Below are 16558 nucleotides of genomic sequence, written 5' to 3' on the forward strand. Positions count from 1 at the left end.
CGTCATGGACGTCACCGGCGTCGCCCGGGCGGGCCGTCATGCCAGTTTCTCCGTCACCCCCGGCTCCAGCCAGCGCAGGGTCCCCGCCAGCTGTGGGTCGGCGGCGAACGCTGCGGTGATGGCGGACGGGTCCTCGGCGAGGTGGGCCCAGGAGTCGAAGTGGAGGGGGACGACCGTGCGGGCGCCGAGGGTGCGGGCGAGGGCGGCGCCCTCGGTGGCGCTGAGCGAGAACGCGCGGTCGCCGGTGGACGGGAAGTGGGCGTCGCCGAAGTGGAGGAAGGCGGTGTCGAGGACGAAGCGTTCGCCGATCTCGGTCAGCTCGTCGTGGCGGACGGTGTCGCCGGAGAGGTAGAGCGCGCCGCCCTCGTACTCGACGACGAAGCCGGTGACCGGTCCGGTGGCCTGCTCGGTGCCTTCCGGGCCGTGCCGGGCGGGGGTCGCGGTGATCCGTACGGTGCTGCCGCCGGCGCTGACCTCGCGGCTCTCCCAGGGGGCCAGGCCCTCCGCCCGGCCGCCGAGGCGGGCGGCGCCCTCCGGGGTGGTGAGGGTGCGGGCCGCGCGGGCGAGGACCTCGCGGCCGGTGTGGTCGAGGTTGTCGGCGTGCTGGTCGTGGGAGAGCAGCACCAGGTCGACGGGCGGCAGCCGGTCGGCGGTGAGGGCGGGGCCCGCCGTGCGGTGGAGCGGGCGGGCGGCCGGGTAGTCGGCGGGCGCCGGGTCGAAGGCCGGGTCGGTGAGGACGGTGAGGCCGCCGACGCGGAGGAGGACGGTGGCGGTGCCGATGTAGGTGGCGGTGACCGGTGTCATCATGCCCAGGAAACTAAACCGATCGGTTCAGCTTGTCAACCAAACGGTTCAGTCTTGACAGTGAACTGAATGGTGTAGTTCATTCTTGGCATGGCACCCACCGAGCGCACCGTCACCCGAGTCGCCCGCCCCTTCCACACCCACGAGGGCGCCGGCTTCCCCGTACGCCGCCCCTTCCCCACCACCGAACTCCCCTTCCTCGACCCCTTCCTGATGGTCGATCAGGTAGGCCCCATCGACCTCGCCCCCGGCGAGGCCAAGGGCGCTCCCCCGCACCCCCACCGCGGCTTCGAGACGATCCAGTACGTCCTCGACGGCGACATCGCCAACGCCGACTCCCGCGGCCACCGCGCCGTCGTCCGGGGCGGCGGGGTGCAGTGGCTCACCGCGGGGTCCGGGATCGTCCACGAGGCCCTGCCCACCGAGGAGTTCCTCGCCACGGGCGGGCGGCAGCACATGCTGCAGATCTGGGTGAACCTCCCCGCCCGGCTCAAGTCCCTCCCGCCCCGCAGCCAGAACGCCGAAGCCGCCGACCTGCCGCCCGTCACCACCCCCGACGGCGCCGAACTCACCGTCCTCGCCGGCAGCAGCCACGGCGTGACCGGACCCTTCGGGACCCACACCCCGGTCCTCGTCGTCCACGCGCGCCTCGCGGCGGGCGGACGCGCCGAGTTCACCGCGCCCGCCGGGCACAACGCGATGGTGTACGTGCTGACCGGCGACGCCGCCGTCGCCGGCCGGCCCCTCGCCGACGGACACCTCGCGGTCCTCGACCGGGACGGCGAGCACTTCACCGTCGAAGCCCCCGGCGCGGCGACCGAGGTGCTGGTCCTCGCGGGCGAACCGATCGGCGAACCCGTCGCCCGCAGCGGCCCCTTCGTGATGAACACGGCCGCGGAACTCCGGCAGGCGGAGAAGGACTTCACGAACGGGTTGATGGGGCGCATGCCGGTATGACCACCTCCACGGCCCCCGCCGCCTCGACCGTCCCGACCACCCCGGTCCGCACCCCCCGGGCCTGGCGCGCCCTCCTCCCCGCGCTGTTCGTCGCGCCTGCCTCCATGGGCGTGTCCGGGCCGAGCCTCGCGCTGCCGGACGCCGCGCGGGAACTCGGCGTCTCCGCCGGGTCGGCGGCCTGGCTGATGACCGCGTTCGGCGTCGGCATGGCGGTCGGCACGCCCCTGCTCTCCGCGACGGCGGGGCGGCGCGGCCCCGGCGGGACCGTCCGGGCCTCCGGGGTGCTCCTCGTCCTGGGCGCGGCGCTCGTCCTCGCCGCCGGGTCGCTGCCGCTCGCCGTGGCCGGGCGGACGGTCGAGGCCGTCGGGGCCGCCGGGGTCACCGTCGCCGCCTTCCAGCTCGCGGGCCGGGACGGCACGGGCCGTACGTCCGGGATCGTCGCCATCGGCAGCGCCCTCGGCGGCACGCTCGGCCTCTTCGCGGGCGCGGCCGTGGCCCGGGCGGCGGGCTGGCAGGCGGCACTCGTGCTGCCCCTGCTGAGCCTCCTCGTCCTGCTGCCGGTCCTGCGGCTGACGGGCCGCGCGACCCCGCGCACCGGCGTCGCCACCCCTGGCGCGGCCCCCGGCGTCGTCCGCCCCCTCGACATACTCCGCGCCCCCGGCTTCCCGGCCGCCGCCAGACTCATGCTGGCGCTGTCCACGGTCAACTTCGCGCTCCTGTACGCCGCCCCGCACCGCTTCTCCGCGCTCACCGGCTGGAGCCCCGTCCGGACCGGCGCGGTCGCCGCGCTCGCCGCCCTGACCGGAGCGCTGCTGTCCTGGCTCCTGATCCGTCTGGCGCCCCGGCTCGGGACGCGCAGGACCCGGACGCTGCTGGCCGCCGCCTCGGCGACGGCACTGCTGCTCGCGGCCCTCGCCCCGTGGCCGGTGGCGGTGCTGCTCGGCTCCGGCCTGAGCGCCCTCGCGACGGCGGGCGGCCAGGGCGTCCTGACCGGTGCCGCGACCCGGGGGCTCGGGGAGGAGCGGCAGGGTCTGGGGATCGGCCTGTTCAACCTGGCGTTCCTGGCGGGCGTGGCGGCGGGCCCGGCCCTGGCGGCGGCAGTGGCGGCCTGAGCCCCACCCCGTACACGTACGGACGGAACCCCCGCCTGAGCCCCACGCCGTACACGTACAGACGGAACCCGCCCACCCCGTACACGTACAGACGGAACCCACCCACCCCGTACCGAACGGTTCAGTTCACGCCCTTCCTATACTGGCGGTGACCCCCGCCCCCGCCACCACGTCACCCCGCGAAGGACCCCGCATGGGCGCCAAGACCCCGGCCGATCCGTCCGCCCCGGACGACGCACTCCACGCCGTCCTCGACGCGTACGGCATCCCGGTCATCCCCGACCCCGCCTCCGCCGCCGCCCGCAAGCGCCAGGCGATGATCGACGCCGCGCTGACGGAGTTCCTGGCCGAGGGGTACTCGGCGGCGTCCATGGACGCGATCACCCAGCGGTCCGGCGTCTCCAAGGCGACCATCTACAAGCACTTCGGCAGCAAGGAGCGTCTGTTCCTCGCCGTCATCGGCGGGGTGCTGCCCCGGACGTACGCCGACGTGGAGCCCGCCGGCGCCGGCCTGGCCGACGCCCCCGACCTGCGCGCCGCGCTCGTCCGGCTCACGACCGACTGGGCCCGTACGCTGCTGCGCCCGGACATCATGTCGCTGCGGCGCCTGGTGATCGGCGAGATCGACCGCTTCCCGCAGCTCGGGCAGCTCTGGTACCGGGTCACGTACGACATGTACAACGGCCCGCTGATCGAGGCGGTCACCGCGCTGGACGCCCGCGGCACGCTGAACGTGCCCGACCCGGGGCTCGCCGTGCAACAGCTCGTGGCGACGACGGTCGGCCTGCCCCAGCTCGTCCACACCTTCGCGCCGGACACCGAGGTCGACGAGGCCGAGCTGACCCGCCAGATCACCTCGGGCGTGGACCTCTTCCTGGCCGGATACGCACGCACCTGACGGCGCGAGGAGAGGTCCGCGGAACAGGCGACCGACCCTCGCACGTTCCATTCAGCGAGATGCGGATTCCACGCGCAGTACGATCGGGACCGTCGTCAGCATCACCCGCTTCACCCGCATTACCCGTCGAAACACCCGTCGAAGGAGATCAGGCATGGCGCAGGTCACGCTCAAGGGCAACCCCGTACAGGTCAACGGCGACCTGCCCGCCGTGGGCAGCGACGCCCCGCAGTTCAACCTGGTCGGCGAGGGCCTCGCGGACCGTTCGCTCAAGGACTTCGCCGGTCAGCGCAAGGTCCTCAACATCTTCCCCAGCGTCGACACCCCGACCTGCGCGAGCTCGGTCCGCCAGTTCAACACCGTGGCGTCCGGCCTCGACAACACCGTGGTGCTCTGCATCTCCGCGGACCTCCCCTTCGCCCAGGCCCGCTTCTGCGGCGCCGAGGGCCTGGAGAACGTGAAGAACCTCTCCACCCTCCGTGGCCGCGAGTTCCACACCAACTACGGCGTGGACCTCGCCGACGGCCCGCTGGCCGGCCTGACCGCCCGCGCCGTCGTCGTCCTCGACGAGAACGACAAGGTCCTCCACGTGGAGCTCGTCAACGAGATCGCCGAGGAGCCGAACTACGACGCGGCCCTCGCCGCCCTGAAGTAAACCGAGTCCAACCGGGTCCAACCGGGTCCAACCGGGTCCAACCGCGCACGGGGGCCGTCACGACGCACACGTCGTGGCGGCCCCCGTGCTCGTACGATCGGACCATGGGACGCACAGGAAGCAAGGGAAACGACTCGTTCCTGTCCCTCTGGTCGAAGGGCTCGTTCCTGTCGATCGGATCGGTCGGGTCCTTCATGTCCATCGGGTCCGTCGGGTCGGCCTTCTCGATCGGGTCGGTCGGCTCGTTCCTCAGCGTCGGCTCGCTGCTGTCCGACCGGTCGTGGCGGCCCCGCCTCGCGGTCCGTCGCGGCCGTCACACGCTCCCGCAGTCGGCGACAGGCGTCACCGACGTCACGTCGCTGAGCGGGACGTCGACCGTGCGGCCCTGGACGATCAGGGTCAACGCGCCGCTGCCCCGGCCGAGTTCGCCGCACAGGCTGCCCGTGGAGGTGCCGACCTGCACCTCGACGGGCCCCGCCGCCGGGGTGGCCGGGGCGGTCGCCGTGTCCGGGGACGGCCACCAGGAGCTGGTGGCGGCGACGGCGGTCAGCAGGACGGTCGCGAAGGTGAGGACGAGGCCGGTGCGCAGGCGGCGGGCGGCGCGGTCCGGGTCGTCGGGGCCCACCGCGTGCGGCCAGGCGGTGCGGCCGACGAGATAGACCGCGAGGACGGCGAGCAGCAGGGCGAGCAGGACCAGGACGCCCGCGACCGCCTCGACGCCGCGGGGCGCCGGGGACCCGGGGCCGCCGCCGGCCTTCAACGCGCCGCACACCCCCACGAAGCCGAGGGCGGCCAGCTGGAGCGTGAGCCAGCCGCGGGCGGAGGTCCGGACGGCTTCCTCGCTGTCGGTCATGGCGCAAGGATGCCGAGGCGGCGACCCGGGAGGCGGGGTGCCACGCCGAGGGGCAGACTGAAGGGGTAGCACGGCCGGCCGACAGGGGTGCCCTGAAGGAGTGGTCATGGCCGGTACGGCTGTGGAGACGCTGCGCGAGGCGTTGCGCGGCGAGGTGATCGGCCCGCAGGACCCCGGGTACGACGAGGCCCGCACCATCTACAACGCGATGATCGACCGGCGGCCCGCGGTGATCGCCCGGTGCGCGGACGTGACGGACGTGCGGGCGGTGGTGCGGTACGCCCGCGAGAGCGGCATGGACCTGGCGGTGCGCGGCGGCGGCCACAGCGGTGGCGGGCTGTGCCTGGCGGACGGTTCGCTGCTGCTCGACCTGTCGGCGATGCGCTGGGTACGGGTGGATCCGGAGGCCCGGACGGCCCGGGTGGGCGGCGGCAGCCAACTCGGCGACCTGGACCACGAGGCGCACGGCTTCGGGCTCGGCGTACCGGCCGGGATCATGTCGACGACCGGCGTCGGCGGGCTGACCCTGGGCGGCGGGCACGGGCATCTGACGCGTGCGTACGGGCTGACGATCGACAGTCTCCTCGCGGCCGACGTGGTCCTCGCGGACGGCTCGTTCGTGACGGCGTCGGCGGAGGAACACCCGGAGCTGTACTGGGCGTTGCGCGGCGGCGGCGGAAACTTCGGGGCGGTGACCTCCTTCACGTATGGGCTGCATCCGGTGGACACCGTGGGCCTCGCGGTCACACTGTGGGAGCCGGAGCAGATCGGGGCGGTGCTGCGCTGGTACCGGGAGTTCCTGCCGGCGGCACCCGAGACGCTGAACGGTTTCTTCGCGATCCTGGCGGTGCCGCCCGGGCCGCCGTTCCCGGAGGAGATCCACGGGAAGAAGATGTGCGGCGTGGTGTGGTGCTTCACGGGCTCGCCGGACGAGGAGGAACTGAACCGGACCTTCGCCGCGGTCACCGAACCGGCGCCGCCCGCCTTCCACTTCGCGACACCGATTCCGTACCCCGCCCTCCAGACGATGTTCGACGAACTCATCCCGAAGGGCCTGCAGTGGTACTGGCGCGGCGACTTCTTCGACCGCGTCACCGACGGCGCGATCGACGTGCACCGCACCTTCCTGGAGAACCTCCCCACCGAGCTCTCCACCATGCACCTGTACCCGGTCGACGGCGCCGCCCACCGCCCCGGCCCCATGGACACGGCCTGGGCCTACCGCGACGCCATCTGGTCCGGCGTGATCGGCGGCATCAGCCCGCAGCCCTCCGACGCGGACCGCATCCGCGACTGGGCCGTCGGCTACTGGGACGCCCTGCACCCGCACTCGATGGGCGGCGCGTACGTGAACTTCCTCGGCGCCGACGAACCCGACGCCCGCGTCCGGGCCACCTACCGCGGACACTACGACCGGCTGGCCGACGTGAAGCGGACGTACGACCCGGACAACGTGTTCCACCACAACCAGAACATCGGACCGGCGGAGAACCAGGGGAGCCAGGAGAGCCAGGCGAGCCGGAAGAGCCGGGGCTAGCGGCCCCGCAGGACCTCCTCCGCGATGATCCCCAGCCAGGCGCCGTGGGTGTACGGGGCGGGCGGGTCCACCTCCAGGCCCAGCAGGGACAGCCCGTACGCGTACTCCGCCTCGTCCAGCCGCAGCGCCAGCAGCTCGTACACCTCCCCGCACAGCCGGGCCGCCAGCGACGGGTCCGTGACCTCCAGGTAGTCCCGCAGGGCCTCCTCGTGGTCCTGGAACTCCACGCCGTGATCCTGGGAGAACCAGCCGCCGAGCAGCTGCCCGAGCTCGGGGAACCGGGCCTGCCACTCCCAGCGGGTCTGCGGCGCCCCGGGCGGCGGCATGTCGCCCTCCGCGAGGCAGCGGCGCAGATGCCCGGCCACGGTGAGCAGCCAGGCCTGGATCCCGGCCCCGTCGAGCCCCGGATCGGGCAGCGGGTACACCTCGCCGAGGCGCAGCAGCAGCGGCCCCGGAGGATTCCGGGCGTACTCGCGCAGCTGGCTCTCGGCGATCCCGACCGCCCACGGCCTGCTGTGCCAGGTGTGGCGCAGGTACGCGGTCAGCGCCACGCTCGGCTTCTCCTCGGTGTCGTCGGCACGCTGGCCGGCGTACGCCCGGAGGACCTGGTCCATCTCCCCGTACCGGGGGTCGTGCTGGAGCGGGGTCAGCGGCATGGGAGGCGGTCTCCTGTCACGGGTAGATCGGGAAGGTGGCGTGCACGGTGAACCCGAGCGGATGCTCCGGGTCGCGCTTCAGGATCACGCGGGCGGCCCGCACGTCCACCGGCCCGTGCCCGGCCAGCATCTCCCCCTGGAGCAGCACCTGCCCGACCGGCTCGGCGCGGGACGGCCAGTACGCCTCGATGGTGAGCCGCGCGCGGTCCGGCCGCGTCAGCCACCGGTGCACCACCTGCTCGTTCTGCGAGACCACGGCCTGGGTGGCCCAGTGCGCGGTCTCCCGGTCCGGGTAGGCGGCGGAACGTGTCAGCACGGGGAGTGCCCCTCTCGGCCGGAGGTCCAGGAACACGGGCCGTGCTCCTGGCGCAGGTGGGTGGTCAGGACCTCGGAGATCAAGGTCAGCCAGGCGGACCAGGACGTGTGCGAGCCGGAGCCGAGACCGAGCTCGTCGGCGAAGAAGCGGCGGAGGGTGGCGTCGTCCTGGAAGAGGGCGAGGGCTTCGGCGCATTCGGCGACGACGAGGGGGAAGTGCCACAGGCAGGTGCCGACCAGGTGCCAGTTCGCGACGTACAGACCGATGCCGTCCTCGTCGGACAGGTCCTCGTCCTCCAGAGCGATGCCGTCCTGGCCGAAATACGGGCGGAGCATGTTCCCGAGCTGGGGGAAACGCCGCTCCAGTTCCCAGACGGTCGGTACAGCGGCGAGGAGTTTCCGATCCATGGCAGCTTGCCACGTGTCCACGTACTCGGCGATGTCCCTGAGCGTCGCGGGTTCCCCTCCGGGGCCGGATCGCATGGCCAGTTCCCAGAGGTCCCGGGGCATCCGGGCGGCCCCGGCCGCACCCACCGCGACGGCCTCGGCCAGTGCCCGGACCTCCTCTGCCGCCTCGTACACCGTCACGCCACCACGCTCGGACCGGTCGAACAGGACCCGCAGCGGAGCCTGGAGCGCGACCTCCCGCGCGTCCCGGTCGGAGGGGATACCGGGGGTGGCGCCGTAGAAGAAGGGGGCGAGGAGGGTACGCGCGGCGGCGTACCGGAAGTGGATCTGGTGCACGGGCGGTTCCTGACGGGCTAGGGCCTCTCCGGGAAGGCGGTGACGACGATGAACGGTGGCTTGCGTCCGTCATTGGCGAGCCGGATGCGGACCAGCACATTGTGTACGGGGGCCGGCACGCCGTTGGGGGTGTCCACGGACAAGCCGGTGACATCCGAGCCGAAGGGGACCAGGTAGTCGATCGTGTTCGGGTTGTTCGGGTTGTTCTGGATCGCCTGGGCGATGTCCGCGGAACGCTGGTCGATCGCCGCCTGGACGAGCCGCTGGGCGGTGGCGAGGTCCGTGAACCGGGAGGCGCGCGGCGCGTTGCTGTCATCCCGCATCCGCCGCTGGAGCTCTTCCGGGGTCAGCGCCACATGCCGGTCGATGACGTGGGCCGTCTGGTTGCCGACGGTCATGTCCTCCTGGTTGGCCAGGTCGATGGGGTACGTGTGGTTCGTCGCCTGATCCCCCGCCACCGTCCAGTTGTGTTCCGTTCCGTACCCCTCGATGGAGCGGGCGCCCACCGACTGCGCCCGGGCCTCCTCCGCCTGGAAGCTGGGGACGCTCCGCCTGGCCTCGTCGAGGGCGGGCAGGAGGTCCCTCAGGTTCTGGGCGAGCTGGTGGGTGTTGGCGTTGTACCGGTCGACACCCGCGTTGAGCACGGTCTCGTTCAGGTTGTCCAGGAACTGTTTGGCGATGGCCGGGGGACCGCCGAAGATCGCGGATGCGAGGTCCTCCAGGAAGTTCTTGACGCTGTCCGTCTCCAGCAGGTCCTTGGCCGCCCGGACGTACTCGTCCGAGATCACCTTGCGGACGTCGCGGACCTCCTTGGCGAAGGAGTCGAGGGCGTCGGCGATCTTCTTGGCGGTGGCGATCAGGACGAGGAGCACCGGCTGCTCGTTCATGCTGCGTTTCCAGTTGTAGCCCTTGGCTACGGGACTGCCGGCCCCCTTGCCCCAGGTGGCCGTTCCCCACAGGTCGGACGTGACCTGCCCCATAGCGTCCTGCCATTCCGTGGCGGCGCTGTCCGGGTTCTTCAAGTAGTTGATGGCCGCGTCCAGGTCGTCGCCGGACTTCCTGGCGTCGTCCGCGATCTTCCTCCAGGCGGCCGCCACCTTCGGCAGTTCCTTGTCGTCGCCGCCGGGGGTGATCTGGCCGACCCTGCCGTGGTTGAGGGCCTTGTCCATGACCTGGCGGATCATCCACTGGAGGGCGTGCCCGAGGACCCCGAGGATGTCGTTGACGAGCTGCTCGGCGAAGTTGTCCCCGCCACCGGTCCGCCAGCCGAGGTACGGCACCAGCCCGTAGTACGGCGGATACCGAATGACCTCCGGGAGCTGCTTCAGGCTGGTGGGGGCGCCCCAGGACGGGTGGGAGGCGTACTCGGCCGCGACGTAGTTGTTCGCGGTGATGGTCAGGCCGGTCGAGACACCGCCGATGGCGACCACGGAGGCGGCCCACACCTCGAAGTAGCGCATACAGACCGTGTTGTACGCCCGCTCGAAATCCTCCGGCCCCGAGCCGACCCCGCACACGTGCTCGTGGCCCTTCAACGTGTCCATCAGATGCCGGGGGGCCTTGTCGAACTCCGTCTGGTGGTTCCGGATGAGGTACGACGTGTACCAGACGTGCGGCGGGTCGACGTCGAAGCCGCTCGGGTACCCGCCCGGGTCCACGGACGGCTTGAGGTCCTGGACCTCTTTGTTCGGGTCGGGTTTCGGCTTCGGCTGCCCCTGGGAGATGTCCTTGCCCTGGGGGTCGGTGAGCTTGCCGGGAACGGGCGACGGAAGCGCGGGCGAGTTCGGCTGCCCGTTCCCGCTGCCACTCCCACTGCCGCTCCCGCTCCCACTGCCCCCCGTGGGCGGCGCCGGGGTGGCCATCAGGCGGCCCCCCAGCCGCGCAGGACCGCCTGGTGGGCGGCCGAGTAGTTGGCGTGGGAGGTGGTCACCGAGGTGTGCAGCCACGCCTGTTGGGCCTTGAGGTCCTCCATGTCCTTGGCCCACCGGTCCAGGGTGATCACGAACTCCTCGCGGGCCTCGCCCTGCCAGCCGAGGACCACCCGTTCGGTGCGTTCATACAGCTCGGCCAGTTGCTCGTTCAGCTGCCGGAGGATCTCCTCCAGCTCCCCGGACATCGCCTGTAACGCGGTGATGTCCACGGCTATCCGGTCGTCGCCCGCCATGTCCGCTCCTCCCCCTACACGTCTTCGATACGGCTGCGGGGGACGGGCACGGGCACGGGTGCGGACTCGGCGGCCGGAGCGCCCGGCGGCGGCGCCTGGAGGGCGTTCGCCTCCCGGGCCACGTCGATCTGGCCCTGGAGCTTCCGCAGCCGGGACAGCACCTCCAGCTCCTGCTCGCTGAACCCGTTCCGGCTGAACCGGACCGCCTCCTCCAGGATCCGCAGGTGCTCCCGGATGCGTACGGCGTCCTGCGCGGCCTCGGTGTGGAGGGTCCGGTAGGCGTCCCCGGTGGCGCCGCGCCAGCGGGCCTGGATCCGGTCGACGATCCCGTCCATCCGCCGGACCTGGTTGTCGAGGTGCCGCTGCATGGCGTCCAGGTCACCGGCCAGCTTGGCCAGCCCGTCGTCCTCGGGCACTCTCAGATCGGGATCCCCCACTGCCATGGCAGCCCCGCCTCCCCGTCGGTCGCGCGACGATCCGCCGCGCGCCCGAAACCTACAAGTGGGATCGAAACAAAGGAAGTTGAGAAGTCGTCAGGAAATCTGATCGTGATGGCGCGAATTCGATCGGACCCTGCGGGGTCGCGGGTAGCACGAGGGTCGAGCGGGGGCGCGGTCACGCCACCAGCCGCACCGCCAGCACCACGATCAGCGTGCTCGACGTCAGGGCCGTCGCCAGCCTGCCCCGGGGGCCGGTGAGGGTGCGGCCGAGGAGGGTGCCGCCGGTGGTCAGGAGGAGTTGCCAGGTCGCGGAGGCGACGAGGGCGGCCAGGACGAAGGCGGTGCGTTCGGCGGGGGACGCGGGGGCCTCGGGGCCGGTGGCCAGGATCAGGGCGACGAAGTAGATCACCGTCATGGGGTTGAGGACCGTGATGCCCAGGAAGGTGAGGTAGGCGCGGGCCGGGGTCAGGGGTGTCGAGCCGTCGTCGCGGGAGGACAGGGCGCCGGAGCGGTGGGTCCGTACCGCCGTCCACGCCGCCCGGACGGCCAGGGCCACCAGGACCAGCGCGGAGACCCAGCGCAGCGGGGTCATCACCGGGGTGAGGTACGGGACGAGGGCCGAGCCGCCCGCGACCGCCAGGAGGGCGTAGACGCCGTCGGCGGTGGCGACGCCCAGGGCCGCGGCGGCGCCGGTGCGCCAGCCGGTGCGGGCGGTGACGGCGACGAGGTACGCGCCGACCGCGCCGACCGGGATCGCGATGCCGTAGCCGGCGAGCAGGCCGGCCAGGGCCGCGGCCGTCATGCGACGGCGGAGGTCGCTCCTACGGGGGCGCCGGGCTGTCGCCGGTAGGCCGAGCCGTCCTTGGTGCGGGCGAGCTGCCCGCCGATCACCAGATAGCGGCGCAGCGCCGGGAAGTCCTCGTGCACCGTCTTCAGCGCCTCGTTGACCTCGCGTTCGGCGTACACGCGGCCCGGCTCGAAGAGCGTCGCGGCGAGGTGGTCGAGGAGGGCCGCTCTACGGGCGGGCTTGCGAGGGATCGCCTTGAGGCGTCCGTCGGCGGAGAAGAGATCGGAGGGGGTCATGCGGTGCAGGGTGCCTTCGGGGCCGGGACGCCCGCAACGGAATTACGCCGGGGGCGGGGCCGGGGCCGGGCCGGGGCCGCTACTTCACCTGGACGTTCGTGAGCGGGTCGATCTTCGGCATGATCGGCGGCATGCCCGTCTCCTGGAAGATCGGCTTCGCCTTCTCCACGAAGGCCAGGAACGCGTCCTCCGACTCCCAGAAGTCCACGATCCGCCAGCCGCCCGTCCCGTCGGGTCCCGCCGAGTGGGCGATGAAGCCCGCCGGCGGGAACCAGGACGCGGAGGTGAGCCGGCCGTGGGTGCGCTCGTACTGCTCCTGGGTGCCGCCGGGGATCTCGACGGTGACGATGACGGCCATGGTGCTGCTCCCATGCGCGGGAAGGGACGGGGTCCCGACCAGCACACCAGCCGGTCCCCCGCCCCGCACCGCGACCGGGCCCGAAAGGGCTACCGGCCCAGGCGGTAGTGGATCTTCTTCACGAGTTCCTTCAGGTCCGGGGCCCGCAGCAGGCTGTAGTGGTCGGCGTCGAGTTCGATCACCGTCGGCGGGCGGGTGGACCAGCCGGTGGTGCCTTCGAGGAAGGAGTAGTCGTCCCCCTGGGCCTTGAAGATCGTCACCGGGCAGGAGACCTTGCGTTCGGTGAGTTCGCGGAAGGTGTACGTGAAGTCGAAGGTCTGCTCCACGATCGCGATGATCCGGGCGATCAGCTCCGGGTCCAGGGACGGGAAGCGGTCCGCGACCTGGGCCGTGAACGACTCCGCGTCCTTCGCGGGGACGTCCGCGAGGGCGCCCGCGAAGACCGACCAGAGGATCTGGGTGAAGCCGGGGTTGTCGTACGAGGCGCCGCCGGCGGCCGACTCGGCGCGGACCTTCGGGGAGCCGGGCGCGATCAGGAACAGGTGCTCCACCTGCTCCCCCGCCGCCTCCAGGAGGTGGGCCGACTCGAAGGCGACGCGGGCTCCGAAGGAGTAGCCCCACAGGGTGTACGGGCCGGAGGGCTGGCGCCTGCGGATCGCGGCCACGTCGGCCGCGGCCATCTCGCGGATGGTCGCGTACGGCGTCTCGCCCCGGTTGATGCCGTGCGCCTGCACCCCGTAGAACGGGCGGTCGATGCCCAGCTCCTCCGCCAGGAAGCGCAGGTTCATCGCGTATCCGCCGAGCCCGGGCCAGCAGAAGACGGGCGACTGGGCGCCGTCCGCGTGCAGCCGGACCAGCCGGGACGCGGGGGTGGCCGCGGCGCCGTCCACCCGGTGGGCCAGCTTCTCGATCGTGGGGGCCTCGAAGAGGATCTGGAGCGGGAGCGCCGCGTCGGCGAACTCGCGGTTGATCTTCGTGATGAGCGCGACCGCGATCAGCGAGTTGCCGCCCGACTCGAAGAAGTCGTCCTGCACGGAGACCGCCTCGACCTCCTCGTACTTGAGCGCCGCCGCCCAGATCTCGGTCAGCCGGGTCTCGGTGCGCGTGCGCGGCGGGACGTGCGGGCGCCCGTGGAGGCCCGCGTTGACGACGGCCAGCTCGCCGAGGGCCTTGGTGTCGACCTTGCCGTTCGCGGAGTGCGGCAGCCGGTCGAGGACGACGACCCGGTTGGGGATCATGTAGTCGGGCAGGTGGTGGACCAGGTCGTCGCGGATCATCTCCGCGGGGCCCTTCATGTGGACGGTGTCCTCGTACATGCCCTCGCTGAGCCGCTGCTCCTCGCTGACCCGGCCGCCGACGAAGAAGTACGAGGGGCCGGTCGGGCGGCCCGCCGCCGCCAGGACCTCGTCCATGCGGCGGGCGGCCGGCAGCGGGTTGCCGGACATCGAGCTGTAGCCGGAGGACATGAACCCGAGGCCGTGGTCGCCGAGTTGGAGGCGCTGGAGCGCGCGGCCCAGGTCGATGTACGCGCGCCACGGCTCCCGGGTCCGGCTGATCGCCGTGATGCCGAGGCCGGCCCGCTCGTACACCGCCTGGTTGATCGCGATGACGTGCTTCTTCTCCACGAGGCCGGAGGAGGCGGACGAGATCGCCGTCAGCGCGCCCTCTTCGTAGGCGTACTGGCCGCCCGGGAGGTCCGCGATCCGGCCCGGGTGCGCCTGCACGTACAGGTCGACCTCCGCCTCCCCCGCCGCGGCCGACTCCTCGTCGTACGGCACGAGTTCGAAGACGCCCAGGTCCTCGGTGGCCGCCCCGTCGTCGGACTTCCCGCCGCGCACCGGGCGGATGCCGAGGCCCAGGCCCGGCAGGATCTCCTCGAACAGGCCGACCATGTGGCCGGCCTCGATCTCCAGGACCTCGCGGATGTTGTTCCGGTAGACCGGCTCGATCGCCGCCCACTTGCCGCGGAAGGAGAGCCGGACCAGCGGCGGGCCGTCGGCGGTCCCCGGCTCCATCAGGTGCAGCTGGTGGTGGACCGGGTGGTAGTAGTACGTGCCGGGCTCCAGGCCCGCGAGGCCGCGCACCTCCACGTACAGCTGGGTCGCGTACAGCGCGCCCGGCGAGGCGTAGCCGTACTTCGGGAGCAGGCGCTCCTCGCTGGGGAACTGCCCGAACCAGCGCAGGATCTCGCCCAGGTCGGCCGCGGTCAGGGTGCCGACCGGGCGGGAGCCGATGCCCTCGGGGCGGCGGGCCAGGGCGGCGAGGACGTCGGCGCGGGTGACCGGGCCGCCCTCGTAGAAGCGGTAGGTCTTGCGGGCGAAGACGGTGCGGCGCATCCGCTCGGTGGGGGTGCGGCCGGGCAGGCCGACGACGGGGCGGCCGGCGAGGGCGGCGGCGTCGAGGGTGCCCGCGTTGGACAGCTGCGCCTTGACCTGGAGCTTGGACTCCTTGGACTGGTGGTGGGCGCCGTGGTTGCCCTGGTCCATCAGGGCGGCTTCCTTCGGGGAGAGCTCGACGCAGGCGACCAGGTTCTGGAAGCCGGTGCGGGGCTCGTTCTTCACGATGACGGCGGCGGACTTCACCCAGTCGTGGTTCTCGATGGCGAGCGCGATCTCGTCGAGCTCGACGCGGAAGCCGCGGAGCTTGATCTGGTTGTCGGCGCGGCCGGCGAACTGGACGGTGCCGTCCTCGTTCCAGGTGGCCAGGTCGCCGGTGCGGTAGAGGCGTTCGCCGTCCTCGGCGGTGATGAAGCGTTCGGCCGTGAGCTCGGGCCGGTCCAGGTACCCCCGCGCCACCTGGACCCCGCCGATGCACAGTTCTCCGTCGCGTATGTGGAAGCTGGTGTCGTACGCCGGTCTGCCGATGGGGACGGCGGCGGGCCCGTCGGCGACGGTGGCCCGGTCGACGGTGTGCGAGGAGGCGTTGATGGTGCACTCGGTCGGGCCGTACAGGTTGATCAGCTCGGCGTCGGGCAGCTCGGCGAGCAGCTGTACGGCGAGGTTGCGGGAGAGGATCTCGCCGCCCGAGTAGACCCGGCGCAGGCTGGTGCAGGAGCCGAGGCGTTCGGTGTCGACGAGGGCCTGGAGGAGGGTGGGGACGCCCTGGAGCATGGTGGCGCCGTACCGCCGGACGGTGTCGATGAGGCCCTCGGGGTCGCGGTAGACGCCGGGCGGGCCCATGGCGACGCGGGCGCCGACGGCGCAGGCGAGGATCTCCCACTGGGCGGCGTCGAAGGACATGGGGGTCTTCTGGACGACGACGGCGTCCGGGCCGAGCCGGTGCGCGTCGGCCATCCAGCGCATCTGGGCGGCGAGGGAGCGGTGCTCGACCATGACGCCCTTGGGCTTGCCGGTGGAGCCCGAGGTGTAGATGACGTAAGCGAGCTGGGACGGGCTCAACTCGGGCTCGGTGAGCGGGTGTTCCTCTCCGGCGGTGCGCCAGGCGTGCTGGACGGCGTCCTTGAGGGTGAGGACGGTGGTGCCGGGCGGGGCGAGTTCGGTGACGTGGGTACGGAAGCGTTCCTGGGTGAAGACGATGCGGGCGCCGCTGTCCTCGATCATGTAGCGGAGGCGCTCCTCGGGGTACTCCGGGGAGAGCGGGACGTAGGCGCCGCCGGAGAACAGCACGCCCCACGTGCCGATCACCAGTTCGAGTGAGGGTTCGACGTACACGCCGATGCGGGCGTCGGCGGTCACCCCTAAGGTGCGGAGGTACGTGGCGAGGACGGCGGCGCCCTCGTGCAGCTCGCGGAAGGACAGCGTCTCGTCGCCGAAGACGACGGCGTGGGCGTCGGGGCGCTGTGCCGCCTGGTCGTGCAGGAGCCGGTCGAGCGTGGACATGCGGTTCCCTTCGTCTGCGGGTCCGCGGGGGGCTCCGGGCTGAACGGGCCGGACGGGTGCCGGCCCGGCGGAGGGGTTGTGCCCACCCGTTCCGCCCTGCGGAACGACTGCCCACAACCCCCACATCCCGTCCGCCCCGCGCG

17 protein-coding genes and 1 pseudogene are annotated in these 16558 nt (G+C 72.4%); 6 read left to right on the forward strand and 12 right to left on the reverse strand.

Going from position 1 to position 16558, the window contains the following annotated elements:
• Window positions 1-36: 36 nt before the first annotated feature.
• A complete protein-coding gene (locus ACZ3ZE_RS18285) occupies window positions 37-807 on the reverse strand; it encodes an MBL fold metallo-hydrolase (RefSeq protein WP_363292351.1) in 771 nt (256 codons plus the stop codon).
• Window positions 808-894: 87 nt separating this feature from the next.
• Here ACZ3ZE_RS18285 and ACZ3ZE_RS18290 point away from each other — a divergent pair, with 87 nt between their 5' ends.
• The 5 genes and pseudogenes from ACZ3ZE_RS18290 to ACZ3ZE_RS18310 all read left to right on the forward strand — a co-directional run.
• Window positions 895-1761, forward strand: a complete 867-nt coding sequence (locus ACZ3ZE_RS18290; RefSeq protein WP_467259744.1) for a pirin family protein — start codon at window positions 895-897, stop codon at window positions 1759-1761.
• Window positions 1758-2873: an MFS transporter gene (locus ACZ3ZE_RS18295; RefSeq protein ID WP_467259746.1), complete on the forward strand. Its 1116-nt coding sequence runs from the start codon at window positions 1758-1760 to the stop codon at window positions 2871-2873. The genes ACZ3ZE_RS18290 and ACZ3ZE_RS18295 overlap by 4 nt, the downstream gene beginning before the upstream one ends.
• A 193-nt stretch (window positions 2874-3066) precedes the next feature.
• Window positions 3067-3771 carry a TetR/AcrR family transcriptional regulator gene (locus ACZ3ZE_RS18300; RefSeq protein ID WP_361165251.1) on the forward strand — a complete coding sequence of 235 codons (705 nt, stop codon included), beginning with the start codon at window positions 3067-3069 and terminating at the stop codon, window positions 3769-3771.
• A 154-nt stretch (window positions 3772-3925) separates the two neighbouring features.
• Entirely contained in the window at window positions 3926-4426 is a 501-nt protein-coding gene (gene tpx, locus ACZ3ZE_RS18305; RefSeq protein ID WP_361165248.1) for a thiol peroxidase, read from the forward strand.
• Between the two features lie 104 nt (window positions 4427-4530).
• Window positions 4531-4710: pseudogene (locus tag ACZ3ZE_RS18310) on the forward strand (hypothetical protein); the annotation flags it as partial.
• 29 nt (window positions 4711-4739) lie between these two features.
• On the opposite strand, the gene ACZ3ZE_RS18315 reads toward ACZ3ZE_RS18310, so the two are convergent.
• Window positions 4740-5279 (reverse strand): hypothetical protein, encoded by a 540-nt coding sequence (locus ACZ3ZE_RS18315; protein ID WP_361165245.1) that lies wholly within the window; start codon window positions 5277-5279, stop codon window positions 4740-4742.
• A 106-nt stretch (window positions 5280-5385) separates the two neighbouring features.
• Between ACZ3ZE_RS18315 and ACZ3ZE_RS18320 the strand changes: the two genes are divergently transcribed.
• Window positions 5386-6816 carry an FAD-binding oxidoreductase gene (locus ACZ3ZE_RS18320; protein WP_467259749.1) on the forward strand — a complete coding sequence of 477 codons (1431 nt, stop codon included), beginning with the start codon at window positions 5386-5388 and terminating at the stop codon, window positions 6814-6816.
• On the opposite strand, the gene ACZ3ZE_RS18325 is transcribed toward ACZ3ZE_RS18320, so the two are convergent.
• The 10 genes from ACZ3ZE_RS18325 to ACZ3ZE_RS18370 all read right to left on the reverse strand — a co-directional run bounded on the left by ACZ3ZE_RS18325 (window position 6813) and on the right by ACZ3ZE_RS18370 (window position 16415).
• A complete protein-coding gene (locus tag ACZ3ZE_RS18325) occupies window positions 6813-7472 on the reverse strand; it encodes a contact-dependent growth inhibition system immunity protein (protein WP_467259751.1) in 660 nt (219 codons plus the stop codon). The genes ACZ3ZE_RS18320 and ACZ3ZE_RS18325 overlap by 4 nt on opposite strands.
• A gap of 16 nt (window positions 7473-7488) precedes the next feature.
• Entirely contained in the window at window positions 7489-7788 is a 300-nt protein-coding gene (locus ACZ3ZE_RS18330; RefSeq protein WP_361165236.1) for an RNase A-like domain-containing protein, read from the reverse strand.
• A complete protein-coding gene (locus ACZ3ZE_RS18335) occupies window positions 7782-8531 on the reverse strand; it encodes a hypothetical protein (protein WP_361621087.1) in 750 nt (249 codons plus the stop codon). The genes ACZ3ZE_RS18330 and ACZ3ZE_RS18335 overlap by 7 nt, the downstream gene beginning before the upstream one ends.
• Before the next feature lie 17 nt (window positions 8532-8548).
• Window positions 8549-10393, reverse strand: a complete 1845-nt coding sequence (locus tag ACZ3ZE_RS18340) for an RNase A-like domain-containing protein (RefSeq protein WP_361165230.1) — start codon at window positions 10391-10393, stop codon at window positions 8549-8551.
• Window positions 10393-10695, reverse strand: coding sequence for a WXG100 family type VII secretion target (locus ACZ3ZE_RS18345; protein WP_361165227.1), 303 nt, complete (start codon window positions 10693-10695; stop codon window positions 10393-10395). Before ACZ3ZE_RS18345 ends, ACZ3ZE_RS18340 begins: the two co-directional genes overlap by 1 nt.
• A gap of 14 nt (window positions 10696-10709) precedes the next feature.
• Window positions 10710-11138, reverse strand: a complete 429-nt coding sequence (locus ACZ3ZE_RS18350; RefSeq protein WP_361165224.1) for a WXG100 family type VII secretion target — start codon at window positions 11136-11138, stop codon at window positions 10710-10712.
• 172 nt (window positions 11139-11310) lie between these two features.
• On the reverse strand, window positions 11311-11937 hold the full coding sequence (locus ACZ3ZE_RS18355; RefSeq protein ID WP_361165221.1) for a LysE family transporter: 627 nt from the start codon (window positions 11935-11937) through the stop codon (window positions 11311-11313).
• Window positions 11934-12218: a DUF2087 domain-containing protein gene (locus tag ACZ3ZE_RS18360; RefSeq protein WP_361165218.1), complete on the reverse strand. Its 285-nt coding sequence runs from the start codon at window positions 12216-12218 to the stop codon at window positions 11934-11936. The genes ACZ3ZE_RS18355 and ACZ3ZE_RS18360 overlap by 4 nt, the downstream gene beginning before the upstream one ends.
• Before the next feature lie 79 nt (window positions 12219-12297).
• Window positions 12298-12576, reverse strand: coding sequence for an antibiotic biosynthesis monooxygenase (locus ACZ3ZE_RS18365; protein ID WP_361165215.1), 279 nt, complete (start codon window positions 12574-12576; stop codon window positions 12298-12300).
• A gap of 89 nt (window positions 12577-12665) precedes the next feature.
• A complete protein-coding gene (locus ACZ3ZE_RS18370) occupies window positions 12666-16415 on the reverse strand; it encodes a non-ribosomal peptide synthetase family protein (RefSeq protein ID WP_467259754.1) in 3750 nt (1249 codons plus the stop codon).
• Window positions 16416-16558 lie beyond the last annotated feature (143 nt).

The organism is Streptomyces sp. NPDC023157 (genome assembly GCF_055560575.1).